Annotated in this window: 14 protein-coding genes; 9 read left to right on the forward strand and 5 right to left on the reverse strand. The window is 48.8% G+C overall.

Going from position 1 to position 19,216, the window contains the following annotated elements; all coding sequences use genetic code 11:
• Position 1: 1 nt before the first annotated feature.
• From NBH16_RS10770 to NBH16_RS10780, 3 genes are read left to right on the forward strand one after another with little or no spacing between them, the layout of a single operon-like run.
• The gene (locus tag NBH16_RS10770; protein WP_005858223.1) at positions 2-1,786 is read left to right on the forward strand and encodes a chloride channel protein; all 1,785 of its coding nucleotides are present in this window, start codon (positions 2-4) and stop codon (positions 1,784-1,786) included.
• Positions 1,787-1,816: 30 nt separating this feature from the next.
• Positions 1,817-2,791 carry a methionyl-tRNA formyltransferase gene (gene fmt, locus NBH16_RS10775; protein ID WP_005866196.1) on the forward strand — a complete coding sequence of 325 codons (975 nt, stop codon included), beginning with the start codon at positions 1,817-1,819 and terminating at the stop codon, positions 2,789-2,791.
• Positions 2,791-3,165 (forward strand): YbaN family protein, encoded by a 375-nt coding sequence (locus tag NBH16_RS10780; protein WP_005866200.1) that lies wholly within the window; start codon positions 2,791-2,793, stop codon positions 3,163-3,165. Before fmt ends, NBH16_RS10780 begins: the two co-directional genes overlap by 1 nt.
• Before the next feature lie 71 nt (positions 3,166-3,236).
• On the opposite strand, the gene NBH16_RS10785 is transcribed toward NBH16_RS10780, so the two are convergent.
• The gene (locus NBH16_RS10785) at positions 3,237-4,703 is read right to left on the reverse strand and encodes a catalase (RefSeq protein WP_005858216.1); all 1,467 of its coding nucleotides are present in this window, start codon (positions 4,701-4,703) and stop codon (positions 3,237-3,239) included.
• Between the two features lie 987 nt (positions 4,704-5,690).
• Here NBH16_RS10785 and bamJ point away from each other — a divergent pair.
• Complete coding sequence (gene bamJ, locus NBH16_RS10790; protein WP_005866204.1) at positions 5,691-6,092, forward strand: BamJ family beta-barrel-assembly machinery protein; 402 nt, start codon at positions 5,691-5,693, stop codon at positions 6,090-6,092.
• A gap of 108 nt (positions 6,093-6,200) precedes the next feature.
• Here the strand turns inward: bamJ and NBH16_RS10795 are convergent, their stop codons facing one another.
• The 3 genes from NBH16_RS10795 to NBH16_RS10805 all read right to left on the reverse strand — a co-directional run bounded on the left by NBH16_RS10795 (position 6,201) and on the right by NBH16_RS10805 (position 11,937).
• Positions 6,201-9,338 carry an efflux RND transporter permease subunit gene (locus NBH16_RS10795; RefSeq protein ID WP_048928372.1) on the reverse strand — a complete coding sequence of 1,046 codons (3,138 nt, stop codon included), beginning with the start codon at positions 9,336-9,338 and terminating at the stop codon, positions 6,201-6,203.
• Between the two features lie 7 nt (positions 9,339-9,345).
• A complete protein-coding gene (locus NBH16_RS10800) occupies positions 9,346-10,461 on the reverse strand; it encodes an efflux RND transporter periplasmic adaptor subunit (protein WP_005858206.1) in 1,116 nt (371 codons plus the stop codon).
• Positions 10,462-10,530: 69 nt separating this feature from the next.
• The gene (locus NBH16_RS10805; RefSeq protein ID WP_005866210.1) at positions 10,531-11,937 is read right to left on the reverse strand and encodes an efflux transporter outer membrane subunit; all 1,407 of its coding nucleotides are present in this window, start codon (positions 11,935-11,937) and stop codon (positions 10,531-10,533) included.
• 95 nt (positions 11,938-12,032) lie between these two features.
• Between NBH16_RS10805 and NBH16_RS10810 the strand changes: the two genes are divergently transcribed.
• The 3 genes from NBH16_RS10810 to NBH16_RS10820 are packed head-to-tail and all read left to right on the forward strand — an operon-like array spanning position 12,033 to position 14,434.
• The gene (locus NBH16_RS10810; protein WP_122115074.1) at positions 12,033-13,007 is read left to right on the forward strand and encodes a virulence RhuM family protein/type II toxin-antitoxin system death-on-curing family toxin; all 975 of its coding nucleotides are present in this window, start codon (positions 12,033-12,035) and stop codon (positions 13,005-13,007) included.
• A 29-nt stretch (positions 13,008-13,036) separates the two neighbouring features.
• Complete coding sequence (locus NBH16_RS10815) at positions 13,037-13,516, forward strand: DUF456 domain-containing protein (RefSeq protein ID WP_008774188.1); 480 nt, start codon at positions 13,037-13,039, stop codon at positions 13,514-13,516.
• A 24-nt stretch (positions 13,517-13,540) separates the two neighbouring features.
• The gene (locus NBH16_RS10820) at positions 13,541-14,434 is read left to right on the forward strand and encodes a D-isomer specific 2-hydroxyacid dehydrogenase family protein (RefSeq protein ID WP_250788508.1); all 894 of its coding nucleotides are present in this window, start codon (positions 13,541-13,543) and stop codon (positions 14,432-14,434) included.
• Between the two features lie 111 nt (positions 14,435-14,545).
• Here the strand turns inward: NBH16_RS10820 and NBH16_RS10825 are convergent, their stop codons facing one another.
• Positions 14,546-16,834 (reverse strand): NADP-dependent malic enzyme, encoded by a 2,289-nt coding sequence (locus tag NBH16_RS10825; RefSeq protein ID WP_250788510.1) that lies wholly within the window; start codon positions 16,832-16,834, stop codon positions 14,546-14,548.
• 212 nt (positions 16,835-17,046) lie between these two features.
• Here NBH16_RS10825 and NBH16_RS10830 point away from each other — a divergent pair, with 212 nt between their 5' ends.
• Positions 17,047-17,493: an HU family DNA-binding protein gene (locus tag NBH16_RS10830; protein WP_005858196.1), complete on the forward strand. Its 447-nt coding sequence runs from the start codon at positions 17,047-17,049 to the stop codon at positions 17,491-17,493.
• Between the two features lie 436 nt (positions 17,494-17,929).
• Positions 17,930-19,183, forward strand: coding sequence for a PAS domain-containing sensor histidine kinase (locus NBH16_RS10835; protein ID WP_250788512.1), 1,254 nt, complete (start codon positions 17,930-17,932; stop codon positions 19,181-19,183).
• The last annotated feature ends 33 nt before the right edge of the window (positions 19,184-19,216 follow it).

The following is a 19,216-nucleotide window of genomic DNA, read 5'->3' on the forward strand; positions in this document are numbered from 1 at the left end:
AATGGCTAACGAAGGGTTATTCTATAAATTGTTGTTATGGCGGGAAAAGCGCATCAAGGAGAAGCATTTTATCCTTATTATCAGCTTTATCGTGGGAATTTGCACAGCTGCGGCCGCTATCATATTGAAACAATTGATCCATTTCATACAACATGTATTGACGGGTAATTTCAGTGCTGATGGCGTGAACTATCTCTATTTGCTTTATCCGGTGATCGGTATCTTGTTGGCCGGCTTGTTCGTGAAATATATCGTGCGTGACGATATCGGCCATGGGGTGACGAAGATCTTGTATGCCATCTCGCAACGAAAGAGCCGTATCAAGCCGCATAATACATGGACGTCTATCGTAGCCAGTTCCGTGACGATCGGCTTTGGTGGATCGGTCGGGGCGGAGGCTCCTATCGTATTGACAGGGGCGGCTATCGGTTCTAATCTGGGACGGGTGTTCAGGATGGAGCAGAAGACGTTGATGTTGCTCGTGGGATGTGGTGCCGCCGGAGCGATCGCCGGTATCTTCAAGGCGCCTATCGCCGGGTTGGTGTTCGTGATCGAGGTATTGATGCTGGACCTTACGATGACTTCCGTGCTTCCTTTGCTGATCTCGTCGGTGACGGCGGCTACGATGTCTTATATCTTTACCGGTACCGAGGCCATGTTTAAGTTTTCTCAGACCGAGGCATTCGAGATCGAGCGTATTCCTTACGTGCTCTTGCTGGGTGTTTTTTGCGGATTGGTATCCCTTTATTTTACCCGTGTGATGAACAAGGTGGAAGGGATGTACCGGAAGTTGGGTACGTATTGGAAGAAGTTCATGTTGGGCGGCGTGATGCTGAGTATCTTGATATTCTTGTTCCCCCCGCTATATGGTGAGGGCTATGATACGATCGGCTCGTTGCTGAACGGGCAGTTCTCGCATATCATGGACAAGAGTTTGTTTTACGATCTGAACGATACGTATTTCGGGGTCTTGATCTTCTTGACCTTGATCTTGCTTACGAAGGTATTCGCTTCCAGCGCCACGAATGCCGGAGGGGGTTGCGGTGGTATCTTCGCTCCTAGTTTGTATCTGGGCTGTATCGCCGGTTTTATCTTTGCGCATACGTCTAATTATTTCCCGTTCACGATGTATATCTCAGAGAAGAATTTCGCTTTGCTGGGTATGGCGGGCATTATGTCCGGGGTGATGCACGCTCCTTTGACCGGTGTTTTCTTGATCGCCGAGCTGACGGGTGGGTATGATTTGTTCCTCCCCTTGATGATCGTCTCGATCAGTTCCTATATCACGATCCTTATGTTCGAGCCTCATAGCATCTACTCCATGCGTTTGGCGCAGAAAGGCGAGTTGTTGACGCACCATAAGGATAGGGCGGTGCTTACCTTGCTACGGGCGGATAGCGTGATCGAGAAAGATTTCCAGATGGTGTCTCCAGAGATGACGTTGGGCGATATGGTAAAGGTCATTTCCCGAAGTGGACGTAACACCTTTCCTGTCGTGGACGAGCGGGGCGTGTTGCTGGGTATCGTCTTGCTGGATAATATCCGGAATATCATGTTCCGTCCGGAGTTGTATAATCGTTTCCATGTATCGAAGTTCATGGTTTCCGCCCCGGCCAAGATCGTAATCAACACGCCGATGGATCAGATCATGCAGACGTTTGATGATACGAAAGCGTGGAATCTTCCGGTGGTCGATGAGAATGGCCATTATATCGGCTTTATGTCGAAATCGAAGATATTTAATTCCTATCGGGAGGTATTGGTCGATAACTTTTCCGGGGACTAACTTGTTAAAAACAGATCCAATTTATTGTATATGAAGAAAGAGGATTTACGAATCGTATATATGGGCACTCCCGATTTCGCCGTGGAGAGCCTGCGTGCCTTGGTAGAAGGTGGATATAATGTGGTAGGTGTCATTACGATGCCGGATAAGCCAATGGGCCGTCATGGTAGCGTGCTTCAGCCGAGCGCTGTGAAGCAATATGCCGTATCGGTGGGTCTTCCGGTCTTGCAGCCAGAGAAATTGAAGGACGAGGCATTTTTAGAGGAACTGCGTGCCTTGCGGGCGGATTTGCAGATCGTGGTGGCGTTTCGTATGTTGCCGGAGGTGGTCTGGAATATGCCCCGTCTGGGAACTTTTAATCTGCATGCCTCCTTGCTTCCGCAATACCGGGGCGCCGCTCCGATCAACTGGGCGGTTATCAATGGTGATACGGAGACCGGCGTGACTACTTTCTTTCTTACGCATGAGATTGATACGGGTAAGATCATCCGTCAGAAACATCTGCCGATCGCTGATACCGACGATGTAGAAACCGTTCACGATGCCTTGATGGCGATGGGGGCGGGGTTGGTTACCGAGACCGTGGACTTACTGTTGGATGGAAAAACAGACGCTATCCCTCAAGAGGAGTTCTATAAGGATGCCGCCGAGTTGCGTCCGGCCCCGAAGATATTCAAGGATACCTGTCATATCGACTGGAACCAACCGGTGAAGAAGATCTATGATTTCGTCCGTGGGCTTTCTCCTTATCCTGCCGCTTGGACGGAATTGATCTCAGCGGATGGCAAACGTATGGTCTTGAAGGTTTACCAGACGGAGAAGCGTCCGGCAACGCATAACTTCCCGGTAGGTTCTATCCATACAGATCATAAATCGTATATCGATGTGGCCGTGAAGGATGGTTTCCTTCGATTGCATTCCTTGCAACTTGCCGGAAAGAAACGGATGAATATAACGGACTTCTTGAACGGTTTCAAGCAAATCGCAGAATATACGGTTGGCTGATGAACGGGACGAGACGTATCATATACATTACGTTAGGAACGTTTTTTCTCATATTGGGAGCGATCGGCATCTTTGTCCCTTTGCTCCCGACCACTCCTTTTTGGTTACTGACTTGTTGGTTTTATGTCCGTAGCTCGGAGAGACTTTATAACCGGGTGATGAGCAATCGTTATTTCGGGCCGCATATTAAGGGCTTTGTGGAAGATAAGGCTATTCCTTTGCGTTCCAAGATTATCACGATCGCTATCATGTGGCTATCTACGATCATTACTTCCCTTTTGCTAGTCGGCTATTGGTGGGTGAAAGCTTTGTTAGGGCTTATCAGTATCGGGGTCTCATGGCATATCCTCTCTTATCCTACTAAAAAAGAATGAGATAACCTGTTCATCCATAGGATTACTGGGGTTATCCCTCTTTTATCGCTTTCTATCGTAGCCTTACTACTTTATCGGTCTTCTTTCAAGGCCTCTTCCAAGCTGATTCCTAGAGCTTCAGCTACTCCCTTACCGTAAGCAGGGTCTGCCTTGTAGCAATTGCGTACGTGGCGTTGCTTGATGAACAGTTGGGCGTTACCCATCGCACGGGCGGTATTTCCGAATAACAACTGTTGCTCTTCCGGCGGCATCAAACGGAATAAGGCACCCGGTTGGCTGTAATAATCATCATCATACTCACGCTCGTTGTAATTATAAACATCCCCGTGTACTTTCAAAGGCGGTTCCTTCTTCTCGGGAGAGTCTTTCCATTCGCCGAAGCTGTTAGGTTCGTAACCCTTTGCGGCTCCATAGTTTCCGTCTACACGCATCGCTCCGTCACGGTGATAGGCATGGAACGGACAGCGGGGCTTGTTCACCGGGATCTGCTCTAGGTTCACGCCAAGGCGGTAACGCTGGGCGTCGCCATAAGAGAATAGACGACCTTGTAACATCTTGTCTGGGGAGAAGCCGATACCTTCGACAGTATTCATCGGGTTGAATGCGGCTTGCTCCACGTCTTGGAAATAATTCTCCGGATTACGGTTCAACTCGAGGATACCGACATCCATTAACGGGAAGTCCTTATGCGGCCATACTTTCGTGAGGTCGAACGGGTTGATCGGATAGGTCTCGGCTTGCTCCTCAGTCATCAATTGGATCTGGAATTTCCATTTCGGGAAGTCCCCACGCTCGATACTCTCGAACAAATCACGCTGATGGGATTCACGATCCTTGGCGATGATCGCAGCCGCTTCCTCGTCACTCAAGTTCTTGATACCTTGCAGGGTTCTGAGATGGAACTTCACCCAGATACGTTCGTTCTTATTGTTGATAAAACTGTACGTATGGCTACCGAAACCATGCATATGTCGATAAGAGTAAGGAATGCCGCGAGAACTCATCGTAATCGTTACTTGATGCAGGGCCTCGGGAAGCAAAGTCCAGAAATCCCAGTTGTTATCCTCGCTTCGTAGATTCGTTTTCGGGTCACGTTTGACCGCATGATTCAAGTCCGGGAACTTTAGGGGATCACGCAAGAAGAATACGGGGGTGTTGTTGCCTACCAAGTCCCAGTTACCCTCCTCTGTGTAGAATTTCATGGCGAATCCACGGATATCACGCTCTGCGTCGGCTGCTCCGCGCTCTCCGGCTACGGTGGAGAAACGGACAAAGCAGTCAGTTTTCTTGCCTACCTCGCTGAAAATAGCCGCTTTCGTATACTTTGTGATATCATGTGTAACGGTAAAGGTACCGAATGCGCCGGAACCTTTGGCGTGCATGCGTCTTTCTGGGATCACTTCACGGTCGAAGTGCGCTAGCTTCTCAATGAACCAAGGGTCTTGTAATACCATCGGGCCACGTGGCCCCACTGTTTGTACGTTCTGATTGTCCGCAACAGGGCGCCCGTTGGCGGCAGTTAGTTTTTTGTCTTCCATAACTTTAGTTTTTATGTCGCAATAAAGAATTTTAGATAAAGTAATCTTTAAATAAAACTGTTTAGAAACAACAATTGTTTTTAACTTCTTGACAAAAATAAGATGTTGTTAGACAGTTGTCAAATAGTTAATATCTATAAATATATAGACGGGTAGTAGAAACTCAGTGGGGATAGGCGCATGAGTTATAAAAGTATCTTAGTTTCATCGCCCCATACACCTAAGATACTTCGCCAATGAACTTAGGATACTTTCTCTATGAAACTAAGATACCTTGTTTAAAAGGTATGGATACAAAAAAGCGGTTGTCTGGCAAGATGCCAAGCAACCGCGGTATGGTTTGAAAAAATCAAATGTTCACCTTCCCGGTAAAATGGGGTGTTACTTATTTATTGTAACCCCATTTCGTTAACTCCGACTGACCGATAGCAGCGAGTGATCTCAAGCAGCTATCCAAAAAATGTCTAATAAAACTTTTCATAGCTCATTTTCTTTTTAATTAATAAATCTGTGCCTTTCGACACGTTTTAAATCTCACATAACTTTTGAAGTCCGAGTAACGAATGAATTGAAAACCTAAACCTTTAACCTTTTAACCTATTACTAACCTAATTCCGGACTTCTGATAACCTTAACCTAAACCTTCCTCTTTTTCATCGTGAGGTTTACCACATGCGGTAAACCCAAATTGTCCAAGGTTGAAACCCTAGCAAATCGATGTAACGTTTAAACAATCTCTTTACCATATTTGCTTTACAATTATGTTTTACGACACAAATATACGGCGTTATTCCATACGTGGTATGTTTTATAGCATGTTTTTTGCGGATTCCTATGTTTTCTTGATCTATGATAAAAAAAGCGGGAATCAGATTCATATAATGATAGTATTTGAACGTTTGGCATGTCTATTGTGTTACCATGCCATTGCGTTTCTATTTCTATTTGCTACATTTGCGGAGCTAAATGTAAGATAATGTAATATATATGAGTAGAAAAGAGGAGTACAAAGAGAAGAATCTATTGTATTTGGACGAGATCGCTTCGGAAGAGGGAATCCGGACATTACCGTGTGGTATATTATATAAGGTAATACAAGCGGGTACAGGCAAAGTCTCTCCTAATCGGGAAAGCGTCGTTTCCGTACATTATAAAGGAACGTTGATTAACGGAAGGGAATTTGATAACTCATGGAAACGGGGTTGCCCGGAAGCCTTTCGCTTGAACCAAGTGATTGAAGGCTGGCAATTGGCTCTTCAAGAAATGCGGGTAGGGGATAGATGGATAATCTATATCCCTTACAATTTTGGTTATGGTAATCGTGCCTCGGGTCCGATCCCTGCTTTCTCCACATTAATATTTGAGGTAGAGTTGTTGGGAATCGCCTAATTCCAATCATAGAATATATAATAATGTATTTGAAGGGAGTAAAAAAGAATAGCCATGGCTAAACCCATGGCTATTCTCTTTTTGCCTCATTAGAGGATTGGAAACTTTCTATTGTTTAGGCGTAACATCCGTCTTCTTTCCTTTATCCAGCCATTTCTCTTGGATGGTCTGCATCAGTTCATAGAAGTTAGGGATGAACATCGTGGCGAATATCGTATTGATAGCCATACCGAATACTACCGCCGCACCTAAGGATATACGGCTGGCCGCTCCCGCTCCGGTAGCGAAAAGCAAAGGCATGACACCCAATACAAAGGCGAACGAGGTCATCAGGATCGGACGTAAACGAACGTGTCCGGCTTCCAAGGCGGAATCCCGTATCGGATTACCTTCCTTTCGGAAATCCCGGGCGAACTCTACGATCAAGATACCATTCTTGGCGGACAAGGCGATCAATAAGATAATACCGATCTGGGTATATACGCTTACCGGAACCCCCATCACCCAGCAGCCGATAATAGCTCCCAACAAGGCGATCGGCAAACCCATGATAGCCGCCAACGGACTTGTCCAGCTCTCATATTGAGCCGAGAGAACCAAGAAAGCGACTAGCAACGCCATGGCGAAAATAATCACCGTCGTAGATCCTGCTTTCGTCTCTTGATAAGCGACCGAGGTCCATTCATATCCAAAATTATCACCTAATTGTTCCTGTATCAGCTCCTCCATCGCTAGGATCGCTTCTCCGGAACTATATTTCGGGTTGGCGATACAAGTAATAGCCGCCGATGAATACATATTATATAGGTTGATCTGGTCTAATCCCAATTGCTCGTCTAATTCGATAAAAGAGGAGAAGGGTACCATCTCTCCTTTACTATTCGCCAGACTCAAACGGAGTACATCATCGATCACTTTCTGCGCCTCTCCGTTCGCCTCGATCTTAACTTGGTAAATACGTCCGAACTCCACGAAATCGTTCACGTACGCCGCTCCCATATAATAGCTGAGCGTGGAGAATACTTGATTCAACTGAAGACCGAGCATCTGCACCTTATCCCGGTCTATCTTCAGTAGATACTGCGGGGTATTGGCCTGATACATACAAGAAAGGTTCAGCAATTGCGGTTTCGAGCGGTAGCTGGCCAGCAATGTCTCCACGGCATGCTGCATCTCCGTCGGACCTAGGTTCTTACGATCCTCCAATTGCAGTTGCAAGCCGCCCGAAGCGCCCAACCCCGGGATAGCTGGCGGTACCATACCGAATACCTGCGCTTCTTGGATAGCCGATGCCTCCCGGTTGAAACGGTTGGTCACGGCCTCTGCCGTATGCTCCTTACCTTTACGTTCGTTCCAGTTCTTTAGGATCACGAAGAAGGTGGCCGTATTGGATTGCTCCCCTCCACCCATCACGGAGAATCCGCTAACGCTGATGAATGATTTCACCTCGGGGTATGTCTTTAGGATCTCGTCGATCTGCTTGGTGACCGCCTCCGTCCGGTTCAAGCTCGCCGCCGGGGGTAATTGGGATACGATTAGGAAATAGCCGTCATCCTCTTCGGGTATAAAGGTTGTCGGCCAGCGCATAAACAAGATAACCGCTACCGCCGTGATGATACCGTAAACGATCATCGCCGCTCCCGGTCGTTTCAGCATCCGCTCCACGATCGAGTCGTACATCTTCTGAGTCTTTCCGTATACCTTATTGAATCCTTTGAAGAGGAAGAATTTTGGTTCTTCCGTATTCTTCTCCAAGAAAAGGGCGCAAAGCGAGGGCGTAAGCGTAAGCGAGTTAAATCCGCTTAATACGGTAGCGGCGGCGATTGTCAAGGCGAATTGCTTATAGAGCTGCCCGGAGATACCGCTGATAAACGTTGTCGGGATAAATACCGCCAATAATACCAATACCACGCCCACGATAGGCCCTACGATCTCATCCATGGCCTTCGATACCGCCTCGTGGGCCGTATATTTCCCGGTATCGAGGAGCCGGGTGGAGTTCTCTACCACCACGATGGCGTCGTCTACCACCACCGCTATCGCCAGAATCAAGCCGAATAAGGTCAACGTATTAATGGAGAAGCCTAAAGCCGCCATGACCGCCAGCGTACCGATCAATGAGACCGGAATCGTAATGAACGGGATGACTACCGCCCGGAAATTCTGTAAGAATAAGAAGATAACCAAGACCACCAGCAAGGTTGTCTCTAAGAACGTGATAAGCACCTCATGGATGGAGGCGTCGATCACCTCGGTCGTATCCAAGGTCACTTTGTATTCCACGCCTTCGGGTAAGGAACTGCCTAATTCTTTCATCTTGGCCTTTACCACCTTCGATACATCCAAGGAGTTGGAGCCCGGCAACTGGTAGATCGCTATCGCAGCAGTCGGCTGTCCGCTTAATTTAGAGACCACGTTGTAAGAGGAGCTACCCAACTCTATGCGGGCGATATCCTTCAATCGCAGGATCTTGCCACCTTGCCCGGTCTTAAGGACAATATTGCCGAACTCATCCGGTGTCGTCAACCGTCCTTTCACGGTCAAGGTATATTGATAGGGGTTATCCGCCCGTAGAATCGGTTGGCCTACGTAACCGGCGGATACTTGGGCGTTTTGCGTGGATATGGCTTGATAGACCATGTCCGGCGTCAAGTTACGGATACGCATCGCCTCCGGGTCTAGCCAGATACGCATGCTATAGTTTCCGGCTCCCATTACCTGTACCGAGCCTACACCCGGCAGGCGGGTTAGCTGGTCTATCATATTTAAGGTGGCGTAATTACTTAAATACAACCCGTCGTAAATGGAATCCTTGGAACTTAGGGTAAGCATCATCACGATATTGGAGGATTGCTTGCGTGTGGTGATACCTTGTACGATCACGGGTTCCGGCAAGCTACTTTGGGCGATACTCACCCGGTTTTGCACCATGACGGTCGCCATGTCGATATCCGTTCCCACGGCGAAGGTGATCGTCAGGGAGTAAGCCCCCGAACTGGAGGAGTTTGAACTCATGTAAAGCATACCGTCCACGCCGTTTACCTGTTGCTCGATCGGTAAACCTACGGTTTGCGCTACCGTCTGTGCGTCCGCCCCGGGATAAACGGCGGATACCTGTACGGTAGGCGGCGTGATCTCCGGATACTGGGCGATCGGTAATATATTGAGGGTGACCAAACCCGCCACGACGATGATCAGAGCAAGTACGGTGGCGAATATCGGTCTGTTAATAAAGAACTTTACCATAGCTTGCTTATTTTATAGGTTTGATAGTCATGCCATCTCGTACCTTAAGCAGGGCGGAGGTGACATAGGAGTCTTTGGGGCTGATACCGGCGGTCACTTGGCGAAGCGTATCGTCTACCAATTGGCCCACCTCGATAGGACGGTATCGTACGACATTGGAGTCGTTCACGATATAAAGGTACTTCCCTAATTGGTCGGTACCGATCGAGGCATCGCGAACCAAGACCGCATTCGGCTGCTCGGCATACGGCAGGGTGATGGTGACGTATAAGCCGCTCTTCAATACATGCTTCGGGTTATCCAGATTGGCACGTACGTTCAGGGTACCGGTCGATAGGTCGATATTGGGGGATAGATAATCCAGCCGGCCCGTATACGCATTGCCACCATCCTTGCCTATGCTGACGAGGATCTCGGTCGGAAGTTTCACGGTGCTATCGTTGCGGGCGGCTTCCAGCATCATCTTCATGAACTGGTTATCCTCGATATTGAAATTGGCGAACATCAAGTCGTCCTTGTATAAGGTGGCCAAGGTAACCGGCTGGACGGCTCCGTTGATGTAATTACCTATATCGTAGCTGGCCCGGGTAACCGCACCGTCGAAAGGCGCACGGATATAGCAATAGCTCAAGTTGGTCCGTGCGGTATTCAATTCCGCCTCGGCGTTCTTCACGGCAGCCTCAGACTCCGATACGGTAGCCTCCGCTTGGATCACTTGTATCTGGCTTACGGCGCCGCTCTTAGCCGCCTCCTTCATACGCTCGTAGTTGCTGCGTGCATATTCCAGCTGGGCTTTGGAGGTCTTTACGGAAGCCTCGGCTTGGGTGACGTTATCTTGATAGGTGTCCGGTTCGATCACGAAGATAAGATCGCCCTTCTTCACCCGGCTTCCGGCCTTGAGGTAAGAGGTACGCAAGTATCCGTTGACACGGGCTACCAAGTCTACTTTCAGTTGTGAACTAAGGTATCCGGGGTATTCTTTCGTCAAGGTAATGTCCCTCACGATCGGCGTGGATACGCTTATGGAGGGCACGGGCGTTTCCATCGGCTTGCTTTTCCCCTTGCAAGACGCCAGTAATAAGGCGGAGGCTCCGATAATCCCTATGTAAACAAATGTCTTCATATCTTTTGTCTTTAATGATTATTTATATTAATTGTTTGAGTGGGCTTTTGTTCGATCGGATCGAACGGCCTACATAGGATTCCATCCTCCGCCCAATGACTGATAAAGCTGTATCAAGTTCAGTAGGGAGCTACCTTGAGCCTGTGTCAATTGGTTCTGGTAGGTGAGGAGGGAGCGTTGCGCGTCCAGTACGTTTTGGAAAGGCGTAAGGCCCTGCTTATAGAGGTCTAGGGAAAGATCCAAGGTCTGTTTTCCTTGGTTTACCACTTCCCGGAGGGCTACGATCTGCTTGATCGAGTTCTTGTACGAGCTCATGGCGTTATCCACTTCCTGTACGGAGGTAAGCACGGTCTGGTTGAATTGCCGGATCGACTCGTCCAACTGGGCTTTCGCCAACCGGGTAGCCTGTATCTTCTGGGTGCCTTGGAAGAAGTTCCACGTAAGGGTAGGGGCGATCTCATAGGTCAAGCTATTATGATTCGCCAGCTTGTCGAAGTCGTGGGAGGCGAAACCGACCGAGCCTTTCACGAATACTTTCGGCCACCAATCGGACTTAGAGGCCCCGAGCGAGGCGGCAAGCGCATTGACCTGCCGTTCTGCCGCACGTACATCCGGACGGCGTAGCAACAGGTTTGCCGGTAGCCCTACACCGACCGGCTCGATATATTCCGGCAAGGAAGCGTCTGTCTCCATGATCTTTTGTAGATCGGAAGGGTACAGGCCTAGCAAGATCGCCAAGGAGTTCGCGTATTGGATGATACCGGCCTCCAGCATCGGTAGGGAGGCTTTCGTGCTGTAGTATACGGATTGCGCCTGCGCTACGTCCAGTTTGGAGACTAGCCCGGTCTCATACCGTTTCTGGGTGATCTGTACGACCGTCTGTTGGGAGCGGCAGTTCTGTTGCGCTACCTTTACCTCTTGTTGCAGTTCCCTCATATTGATATAGGAGGAGGCTACTTGAGCGCAAAGGGAGACCATGGCGGCGTTGTATTCCTCTTTCGAGGCGGCGAAATTCTCTTTCTCCGCTTTCACCCGGTTCCGGATACTCCCGAATACGTCCACCTCCCAGTTCATATCTACGGTAGCGCTGGAATATTGGGTGATCGCCTTGGGTACCTGATTGATATTGCCGCTACTTTGTTGCCGTGTCCATCCGGCGGAAAGCCCTAGGGTGGGCGAGTAGCTTCCTTGTGCCGACCGCAGGTTGGCTTTCGCCATGGCGATCCTATCCATCGCCATTTGCACGGAATAGTTTTGTTTCACGGCTACTTCTATCAGCGAGTCCAGTAACGGGTCCTTAAAATTTCTCCACCAATTATCTTCTACGGGAAGTGTCTGCTGGAAATCACTCCCTTCCTCAGACCATGATCCGGGTAGGGCACGGTCTAAATACGTATGCTCTGTCTGCGCCATTACCCCGATCGGCACCAGCAAGCACAACAAAGCATAACATGTCAGGCGTAAATGTTTGTGCATAAATATATATGTTTAGATTTAGCTTTTAGCAAAACAGTTAAGGGTGGGAAATGTTTGTATCTTTGTCTATTTATATATCCTAAAAACTGAAACGTATGGAAAATGGCAAGATCGTTATTTATCGGACAGCCGATGGTGAGACTTCAATTGACGTGAAATTGGAGAATGATACAGTATGGCTTACGCAAGCGCAGATGGCGGAGCTTTTTCAAAAGGATCAATCGGTAATAGCTCGGCATATCAGAAATGTTTTTAAAGAAGGAGAACTTGAGGAAATGAGTAATATGCAAATTTTGCATAATACTTTTTCCAAATACAAGCCTACTGGGGTTTATAGTCTTGATGTCATTATCTCAGTCGGCTATCGTGTCAAGTCTAAGCGTGGTACGCAATTCCGTATCTGGGCGAATAAAATCCTAAAAGAATACCTTGTCAAAGGCTACGCTGTCAATAAACAACTGACCCAACAAAAATACGACGAACTGAAGCTGCTTGTACAAGTCCTCGGTCGTACAGTTAAGAGTCAGGAGGTTCTTTCCTCAGATGAAAGCCGTACGTTACTAGATGTGGTTGTAGACTATACCTATGCCTTAGATACACTGGATAAGTATGACTATCAGCAATTGGATATTCATTCGACGACAAATGAGCAACGGTTTAAGGCTACCTATGAAAATGCGATGTTGGCTATCCAAGGATTGAAAAGTAAATTTGGTGGAAGTAATTTATTCGGAAACGAGAAAGACGGTTCTTTCAAAAGCTCTATCGGACAGATTTACCAAACTTTTGGAGGGGAGGATCTTTATCCATCGGTAGAGGAAAAAGCGGCTATGCTTCTTTATCTGGTTACAAAAAATCATTCGTTCAGCGATGGTAATAAGCGTATAGCCGCAACGCTTTTCTTGTGGTTTCTCGATAATAATGGAATCTTATATAATCCGGATGGAACGAAACGTATCGCCGATAATACATTGGTCGCTTTAACCTTGATGATTGCGGAAAGTCGGACGGAGGAAAAAGATATGATGGTGAAAGTTGTGGTGAATTTGATTAATAAGGAGAATTGGTGAAATAAAGGATTATTGTAAAGAGTGATTGTATGGATATCTTATTGGTTATACTAGGCGTTATCTGTTTGTTGGTGGGATTGGCGGGGTGTTTTTTGCCGGTCTTGCCGGGGCCGCCGGTGGCGTATTTGGCTTTGTGGCTGCTGCATTTTACGGGTTATGCGGAATTTACGGTTACGGAGTTGGTCGTGTGGGGATTGCTGGTCGTGTTGGCACAGGCGATGGACTATGTTACGCCCATGCTGGGGACTAAGTATAGCGGAGGGTCCAAGTGGGGAAATTGGGGATGTGCCGTGGGAACCGTGGCCGGCATATTCGTGTTTCCGCCTTGGGGAATCTTGCTGGGTCCTTTCGTGGGGGCTTTCGTTGGGGAACTTTTGGGAGGCAAGGCGTCCGGAGATGCGTTGAAGGCTGGTTTCGGGGCGTTCGCGGGTTTTTTATTGAGTGTCGTGCTGAAAGTCGCTCTTTGCGGCTATTTTATTTATAGCTTTGTGAGAGGGATAATTAATTGAAGATGGTAGTTAATAAAGTAAGATATGTTTGAGAAAATTGTAGTGGTAGATTCTACCGGATTGAATACATGGGGAGTGGAGCGTTTGAAGGAGCTTGGAAAAGAGGTTGTTTTTTATACCGGCATTCCGGAAACGGATGAGGAGATTGTGAACCGGATCGGGGACGCAGATTGCGTACTCGTCTCTTATAATACACAGATCCGGAGGAACGTGATCGAGGCTTGCCCGAATATCAAATACATCGGGATGTGCTGTACCCTCTATAGCGAGTCTAGCGCGAATGTGGATATAGCCGCTGCACGTGAGCGGGGGATAACGGTCTTGGGTATCCGCGACTATGGCGATGAGGGAGTCGTGGAGTATGTCATTAGCGAGCTGGTCCGTTTGTTGCATGGTTTTGGCGGGAAACAGTGGAGACATAAGGCGTATGAGCTGGGCGGGCAAAAAGTAGGCATCGTGGGATTGGGTCGCACCGGGAGAATGATCGCTGACGCTCTTCGTTTCTTGGGGGCTGAGGTTTATTATTTCAGCCGTACCCGTAAGCCAGATGCCGAGGCCGCCGGTATCGCTTACCTGCCTTTGCGGGAGTTGCTGCCGGAGGTGGATATTTTATGTACTTGCTTGCCTCGTAATACGATTCTTCTGGGGGCGGGTGAGTTTCGTTTGTTCGGTAATCTGAAGATATTGATCAATACGTCGGTAGGGCCTACTTTCCGTGTCCCGGATTTACAACGTTGGCTTAGCGCCCATAAGCGGAATTTCTTCTTATGCGATGAGGTGGGTATCGGGAACTACGCGGATACCTTGACGCAATTCGATAATGTCATATATACCCCGAAAGTCTCCGGCCACTCGGAGCAATGTATGGAGCGATTGTCGCAAAAGGTAATAGCGAATATCGAAAGCTATCTAAATTGACATGACCCTGTGTCAAAACTCTTGGTGGTCTATCTTTTAGACGCAGATGACGCAGATGACACGGATTTATTTTATTCTTATCCGTGTTATCCGTGTCATCTGCGTCAAAACTTATCTATTTTCTTTCTCGATCTGCTCCTGAACGATAGCGTCTACGACAGCTACGGTAGTCAGGTTCACGATATCGCGGGTAGAGCTTTCTACGTCGGTGAAGTGGATCGGTTTGTTCAATCCCATCTGGATCGGGCCGATCGTCTCGGTGATACCCAGCGTATCCAATAGCTTGTACGCGCTGTTGGCTGAGCTTAGGTTCGGGAAGATCAAGGTATTCACGTCTTGCCCTTTCAACTTGTTGAACGGGTACATATCGTCGCGCAGCTTCTTGTCGAGGGCGAAGTTTACTTGCATCTCTCCGTCTACTACCATGTCTGGGTATGTCTTATGCAAGAAGTCGATCGCCTCGTGCACCTTCAGCGGGCTACCCTGCTTGTCGGCCCCGAAGTTCGAGTAAGATAACATCGCCATCACCGGCTCGTGAGCGAAGAACTTCACGGCGTCGTGCGTCAGGCGGGCGATATCGATCAATACCTCGGCCGACGGATGACGGTTGATCAACGTATCGGCCATAAAGAACGTACCCTTCTTGCACGTCAGGATGTTCAAGGCGCCGAAATGTTTGTAACTCGGGCGGATGCCGATGATCTGCTCCGCCATCTTGGTAACCTCCGAGTAGCGGCTGTATACACCCGTCACGAAAGCGTCGGCGTCGCCGGTAGCCACCATCATCATACCAAAGGCGTTACGGTCTACCATCTTCTCGCAAGCCTCCGAGTAGGTCACGCCCTCGCGCGCCTTCTTATCGGAAAGGATGCGGGCGTAGCGGTGGCGGCGTTCCGTCTCACGGTCGTGGCGGAGGTTGACGATCTCGATACCGTCCAGACTGATATTCTCCTCGGCGGCGATCTTGGCCAGACGCTCCTCGTTACCCAGCAAGATCGGGAAACAGATACCTTCCGCTTTCGCCTCGGCGGCGGCTTTCAGCATATTCACGTGGTTCGCCTCGGCGAATACCACCCGTTTCGGGTTCGCTTTCGCCATATCGGTGAACGAGCGCAAGAGTTTATTATCGTACCCCATCATCTCACGCAAATGGTTGGCGTAGCCCTCCCAGTCGGTGATCGTCTTGCGAGACACGCCCGAGTCGATAGCGGCTTTCGCCACGGCGCAAGATACACGGGTCAGCAAGCGGGGATCGAGCGCTTTCGGAAGGATATAGTCGCGTCCGAAAGTGGTTCGTTTCAGCTTATAGGCGGCGTTCACCACGTCGGGAACCGGTTCCTTGGCAAGGTCGGCGATGGCGTAGACGGCGGCCCGCTTCATCTCCTCGTTGATCGCCTTGGCGTGCGTATCCAAGGCGCCGCGGAAGATATAAGGGAATCCCAGCACGTTGTTGATCTGGTTCGGATAATCGGAACGTCCGGTAGCGAAGATGATATCATCCCGCGAGGCCATAGCGTCGGCGTAGGAGATCTCCGGGTTCGGGTTCGCCAAGGCGAATACGATCGGGTCGGCGTTCATGCTACGTACCATCTCCTTGGTCAATACGTTCGCCACGGAGAGGCCCAAGAATACGTCGGCTCCCACCACGGCCTCCTGCAAGGTCTTGATCGGACGGTCGGTAGCGAACTCCCGCTTGGCGGCGTTCAAGTCCGGGCGGCTGGTAGAGATAACGCCCTTGCTGTCGCACATGACGATATTCTCCTTGCGCGCTCCCAGCATCACGTACAGTTTCGTACATGAGATAGAGGCGGCTCCGGCGCCGTTCACCACGATCTTCACGTCCTCGATCTTCTTGCCAGCGATCTCCAAGGCGTTGATCAGCCCGGCGCCGGAGATGATTGCCGTACCATGCTGGTCATCGTGCATGACGGGGATATCCAGCTCGTTCTTCAAGCGAGTCTCGATCTCGAAACACTCCGGTGCCTTGATATCCTCCAAGTTGATTCCTCCGAACGTGGGCGAGATCGCCTTCACGGTCTGGATAAACTTCTCCGGATCTTTCTCGTTCACCTCGATATCGAATACGTCGATGCCTGCGAATATCTTGAATAGCAATCCCTTGCCTTCCATCACCGGCTTACCGGCCAAAGGGCCTATATCGCCCAGCCCGAGTACGGCGGTACCGTTGGAGATTACGGCTACCAAATTACCTTTCGCCGTATATTCGTACGCGTCCAGCGGATTCTTCTCGATTTCCAGACACGGCTCGGCTACGCCCGGCGAATAAGCTAGGGATAAATCCGTTTGCGTGCTATGAGGCTTTGTCGGGATAACCTCGATCTTACCCGGTTTGCCCTCGGCATGGTACCGAAGGGCCTCCTCTTTTGTAATCTTTGCCATAGGTATGTTTATTAATTATGTTGTTCCTATTTAAAACCACCGCAAAAGTAACAAATTATTATGAGTTGGCTAGGTTTTGCTTACAAATAGTTTTTTCAAGAAAGTGCGAATAGTAATCCGGTTTTAACTTGTGAGAGTGGAACTCTATTGTTATATTTGAAGATTTAATAATCAGGGCCTCCATCCAAGAGAGACCTATAAATCTATTTATCATGGCAATACTAGTAAAACCCGTGCAACGAATAAACCCTTTGGACAAGGAAGCGCCTAAGAAATGGTATGTAACTCAAGTAACTACCGCCCAAGCGGACGAGACCGAGGTAGCGATGGAACTCGCCGACGAGACTACGTTGAACCCTTCCGAGGCGATGATGGCCATCCGCCAGCTTCGTAAGATCTTGCTTCGCAGGCTGCTGGGAGGAGAGAGCGTGAAACTGGGTAACTGGGGTAGTTTCAGCGTTACGCTTTCCAGTTTGGGGGTACCTACCAAGGAGGAGGTCAACGCCAAGAATATCAAAAGTGTGAACCTTAACTTCCAGCCTGACGAGGCTTTCAAGACGGATCTTCAGAAGGCTACTTTCGCTTGGGTGGACAAGCTGGCGGAAGGACGACCGGGTGGCTCCGGCGGCTCCGACTCGGAATCTCCGGACGAGATATAGGCTAGGATGATAGCCGCGGGCCGGTATCCGGGCAGGTACTCACGTGTACCCGCCCAGATACCGGCTTTTTGTTGCTCGGATACAAGCGGGTACCCGTACGGTTACGCTCTTGCACTTACGTATCCGCGTCCTTGTATCTACGTATCTGCATCTTCGTATCCGTACGGATACACGGATGCAGATACGTAGATACAAGAATGTAGCCGTACGGATACGAGTAAGGAAGATGCCGGGTAGATAAATAATCGTGGAAGAGGTGTAGGCGTTGTCCCTGCGGGACTCTGGTTAATTATGAGATCAAAGATAATAATATTTATTAAATAGCTGGTGAAAATCAATAATAGTCTTAAGAAAAAAAACAATAGTGTTAATGAGCGGAGTGAAATAAAACCATTTACCACCAGAGTCCCGCAGGTACTCGTAAACTTAAAGAACCATGAAACACCTACTTTATATATTTTTAGTTTTAGCAACCTTGCTTACGGGGTTGTACTTGCTACCTAAGCATACTCCCTTATTTGAGTATTATAGGCTGAGGCCTGTTTTTGAGGTAGCTACTATCGTATTTTTAATCGGTGTCTTATGCTTGTATGGGCGGGAGAAGAGGCAAGTCAAGATGATCTTCTCCCGTCTGTCTCAAAAGAATTTCTTCTTGGATTTGGCCATACAGTGTGGAGGCATATACATCTGGGAGTTTAAGGACGAGGAGTTCTTTTTCGAGTATCCTGTCGGTGACCAGTCACCACGGATCGAGTTGGAAGAGATGTGGAGGCTGATACATCCCGATGATCTCACTGCTTTCAAATTACTTTGGCAATCCTTATGGAAGGCGGACAAGGAGGTATTCCAATGCCGTGCCCGCTTCGCCGGATCTGATTATAAATGGTGGGAATTCCGCTTTAGCGCCATGCCTGCGTTAGATAATGCGGAGAGAGGCAAAGACGTGAGCGGTATACTTATCAATATCAATGACATGAAGAAACGAGAAAAAGAGCTTATCCTCATGAGGGGATATGAGCAAAAGTTCTTGGCGAACATGAGCCATGAGATACGTACGCCGCTGAACTCTATCGTAGGCTTCTCGAACCTGCTGGCCTCGGAGAAGGACTTAGACGAGGCCGACAAGCAGCTGTTTGCCAAGACGATCAATCAGAGTTGCGATCTGTTGTTGGTGCTCATCAATGATATTTTGGAGGTTTCGAGACTTCAATCGGGACAAATGAAATTCGAGAAAGAGAGCTGCTCCGTCAAGGAGTTGGTAGACGATCTTTACCTCGCCCATCAGTTATTGGTCCCCGCCCACCTACGATTCTCGAAAGAGGCGGAGGGGGATTTGTTTATCTATACGGATAAAAAGAGACTTTCTCAAGTTATAACCAATTTCTTGACAAACGCTTGTAAATTCACGAATAGCGGATATATAAAGTTGGGATTTAAGCATCTGAGGGGGACGGATGAGGCGGCGATTTTTGTCGAGGATTCCGGGATCGGTCTATCGGAGGAGCAACAAGAGAAGGTGTTCAGCCGTTTTTTCAAGCAAGATGAATTCAGCCAAGGGGCCGGTCTGGGGTTGTCTATCTGCCAAGGAATCGTACAAAACTTGGGGGGACGGATAGCGCTGAGTTCTAAGCAGGGAGAAGGAAGCCGCTTCTCGGTCGTGCTGCCGGTATATAAGGGGGGATACGCTTGATCATTCGTCTTTTTCATTCTACCAAAATCTGAT

Origin of the sequence: Parabacteroides sp. Y3-G-102, assembly GCF_023656845.1 — a bacterium.
Classification (GTDB): Bacteria; Bacteroidota; Bacteroidia; order Bacteroidales; family Tannerellaceae; genus Parabacteroides; species Parabacteroides distasonis.

Excerpts from the sequence above, each read along its gene's own strand:
- NBH16_RS10835 (WP_250788512.1), top strand. The coding sequence starts at position 17,930 with ATGAAACACCTACTTTATATATTTTTAGTTTTAGCAACCTTGCTTACG.
- fmt (WP_005866196.1), top strand. The coding sequence starts at position 1,817 with ATGAAGAAAGAGGATTTACGAATCGTATATATGGGCACTCCCGATTTC.
- NBH16_RS10785 (WP_005858216.1), bottom strand. The coding sequence starts at position 4,703 with ATGGAAGACAAAAAACTAACTGCCGCCAACGGGCGCCCTGTTGCGGAC.
- NBH16_RS10815 (WP_008774188.1), top strand. The coding sequence starts at position 13,037 with ATGGATATCTTATTGGTTATACTAGGCGTTATCTGTTTGTTGGTGGGA.
- NBH16_RS10780 (WP_005866200.1), top strand. The coding sequence starts at position 2,791 with ATGAACGGGACGAGACGTATCATATACATTACGTTAGGAACGTTTTTT.
- NBH16_RS10800 (WP_005858206.1), bottom strand. The coding sequence starts at position 10,461 with ATGAAGACATTTGTTTACATAGGGATTATCGGAGCCTCCGCCTTATTA.
- NBH16_RS10830 (WP_005858196.1), top strand. The coding sequence starts at position 17,047 with ATGGCAATACTAGTAAAACCCGTGCAACGAATAAACCCTTTGGACAAG.
- NBH16_RS10810 (WP_122115074.1), top strand. The coding sequence starts at position 12,033 with ATGGAAAATGGCAAGATCGTTATTTATCGGACAGCCGATGGTGAGACT.
- NBH16_RS10825 (WP_250788510.1), bottom strand. The coding sequence starts at position 16,834 with ATGGCAAAGATTACAAAAGAGGAGGCCCTTCGGTACCATGCCGAGGGC.
- NBH16_RS10795 (WP_048928372.1), bottom strand. The coding sequence starts at position 9,338 with ATGGTAAAGTTCTTTATTAACAGACCGATATTCGCCACCGTACTTGCT.
- NBH16_RS10770 (WP_005858223.1), top strand. The coding sequence starts at position 2 with ATGGCTAACGAAGGGTTATTCTATAAATTGTTGTTATGGCGGGAAAAG.
- NBH16_RS10820 (WP_250788508.1), top strand. The coding sequence starts at position 13,541 with ATGTTTGAGAAAATTGTAGTGGTAGATTCTACCGGATTGAATACATGG.
- bamJ (WP_005866204.1), top strand. The coding sequence starts at position 5,691 with ATGAGTAGAAAAGAGGAGTACAAAGAGAAGAATCTATTGTATTTGGAC.
- NBH16_RS10805 (WP_005866210.1), bottom strand. The coding sequence starts at position 11,937 with ATGCACAAACATTTACGCCTGACATGTTATGCTTTGTTGTGCTTGCTG.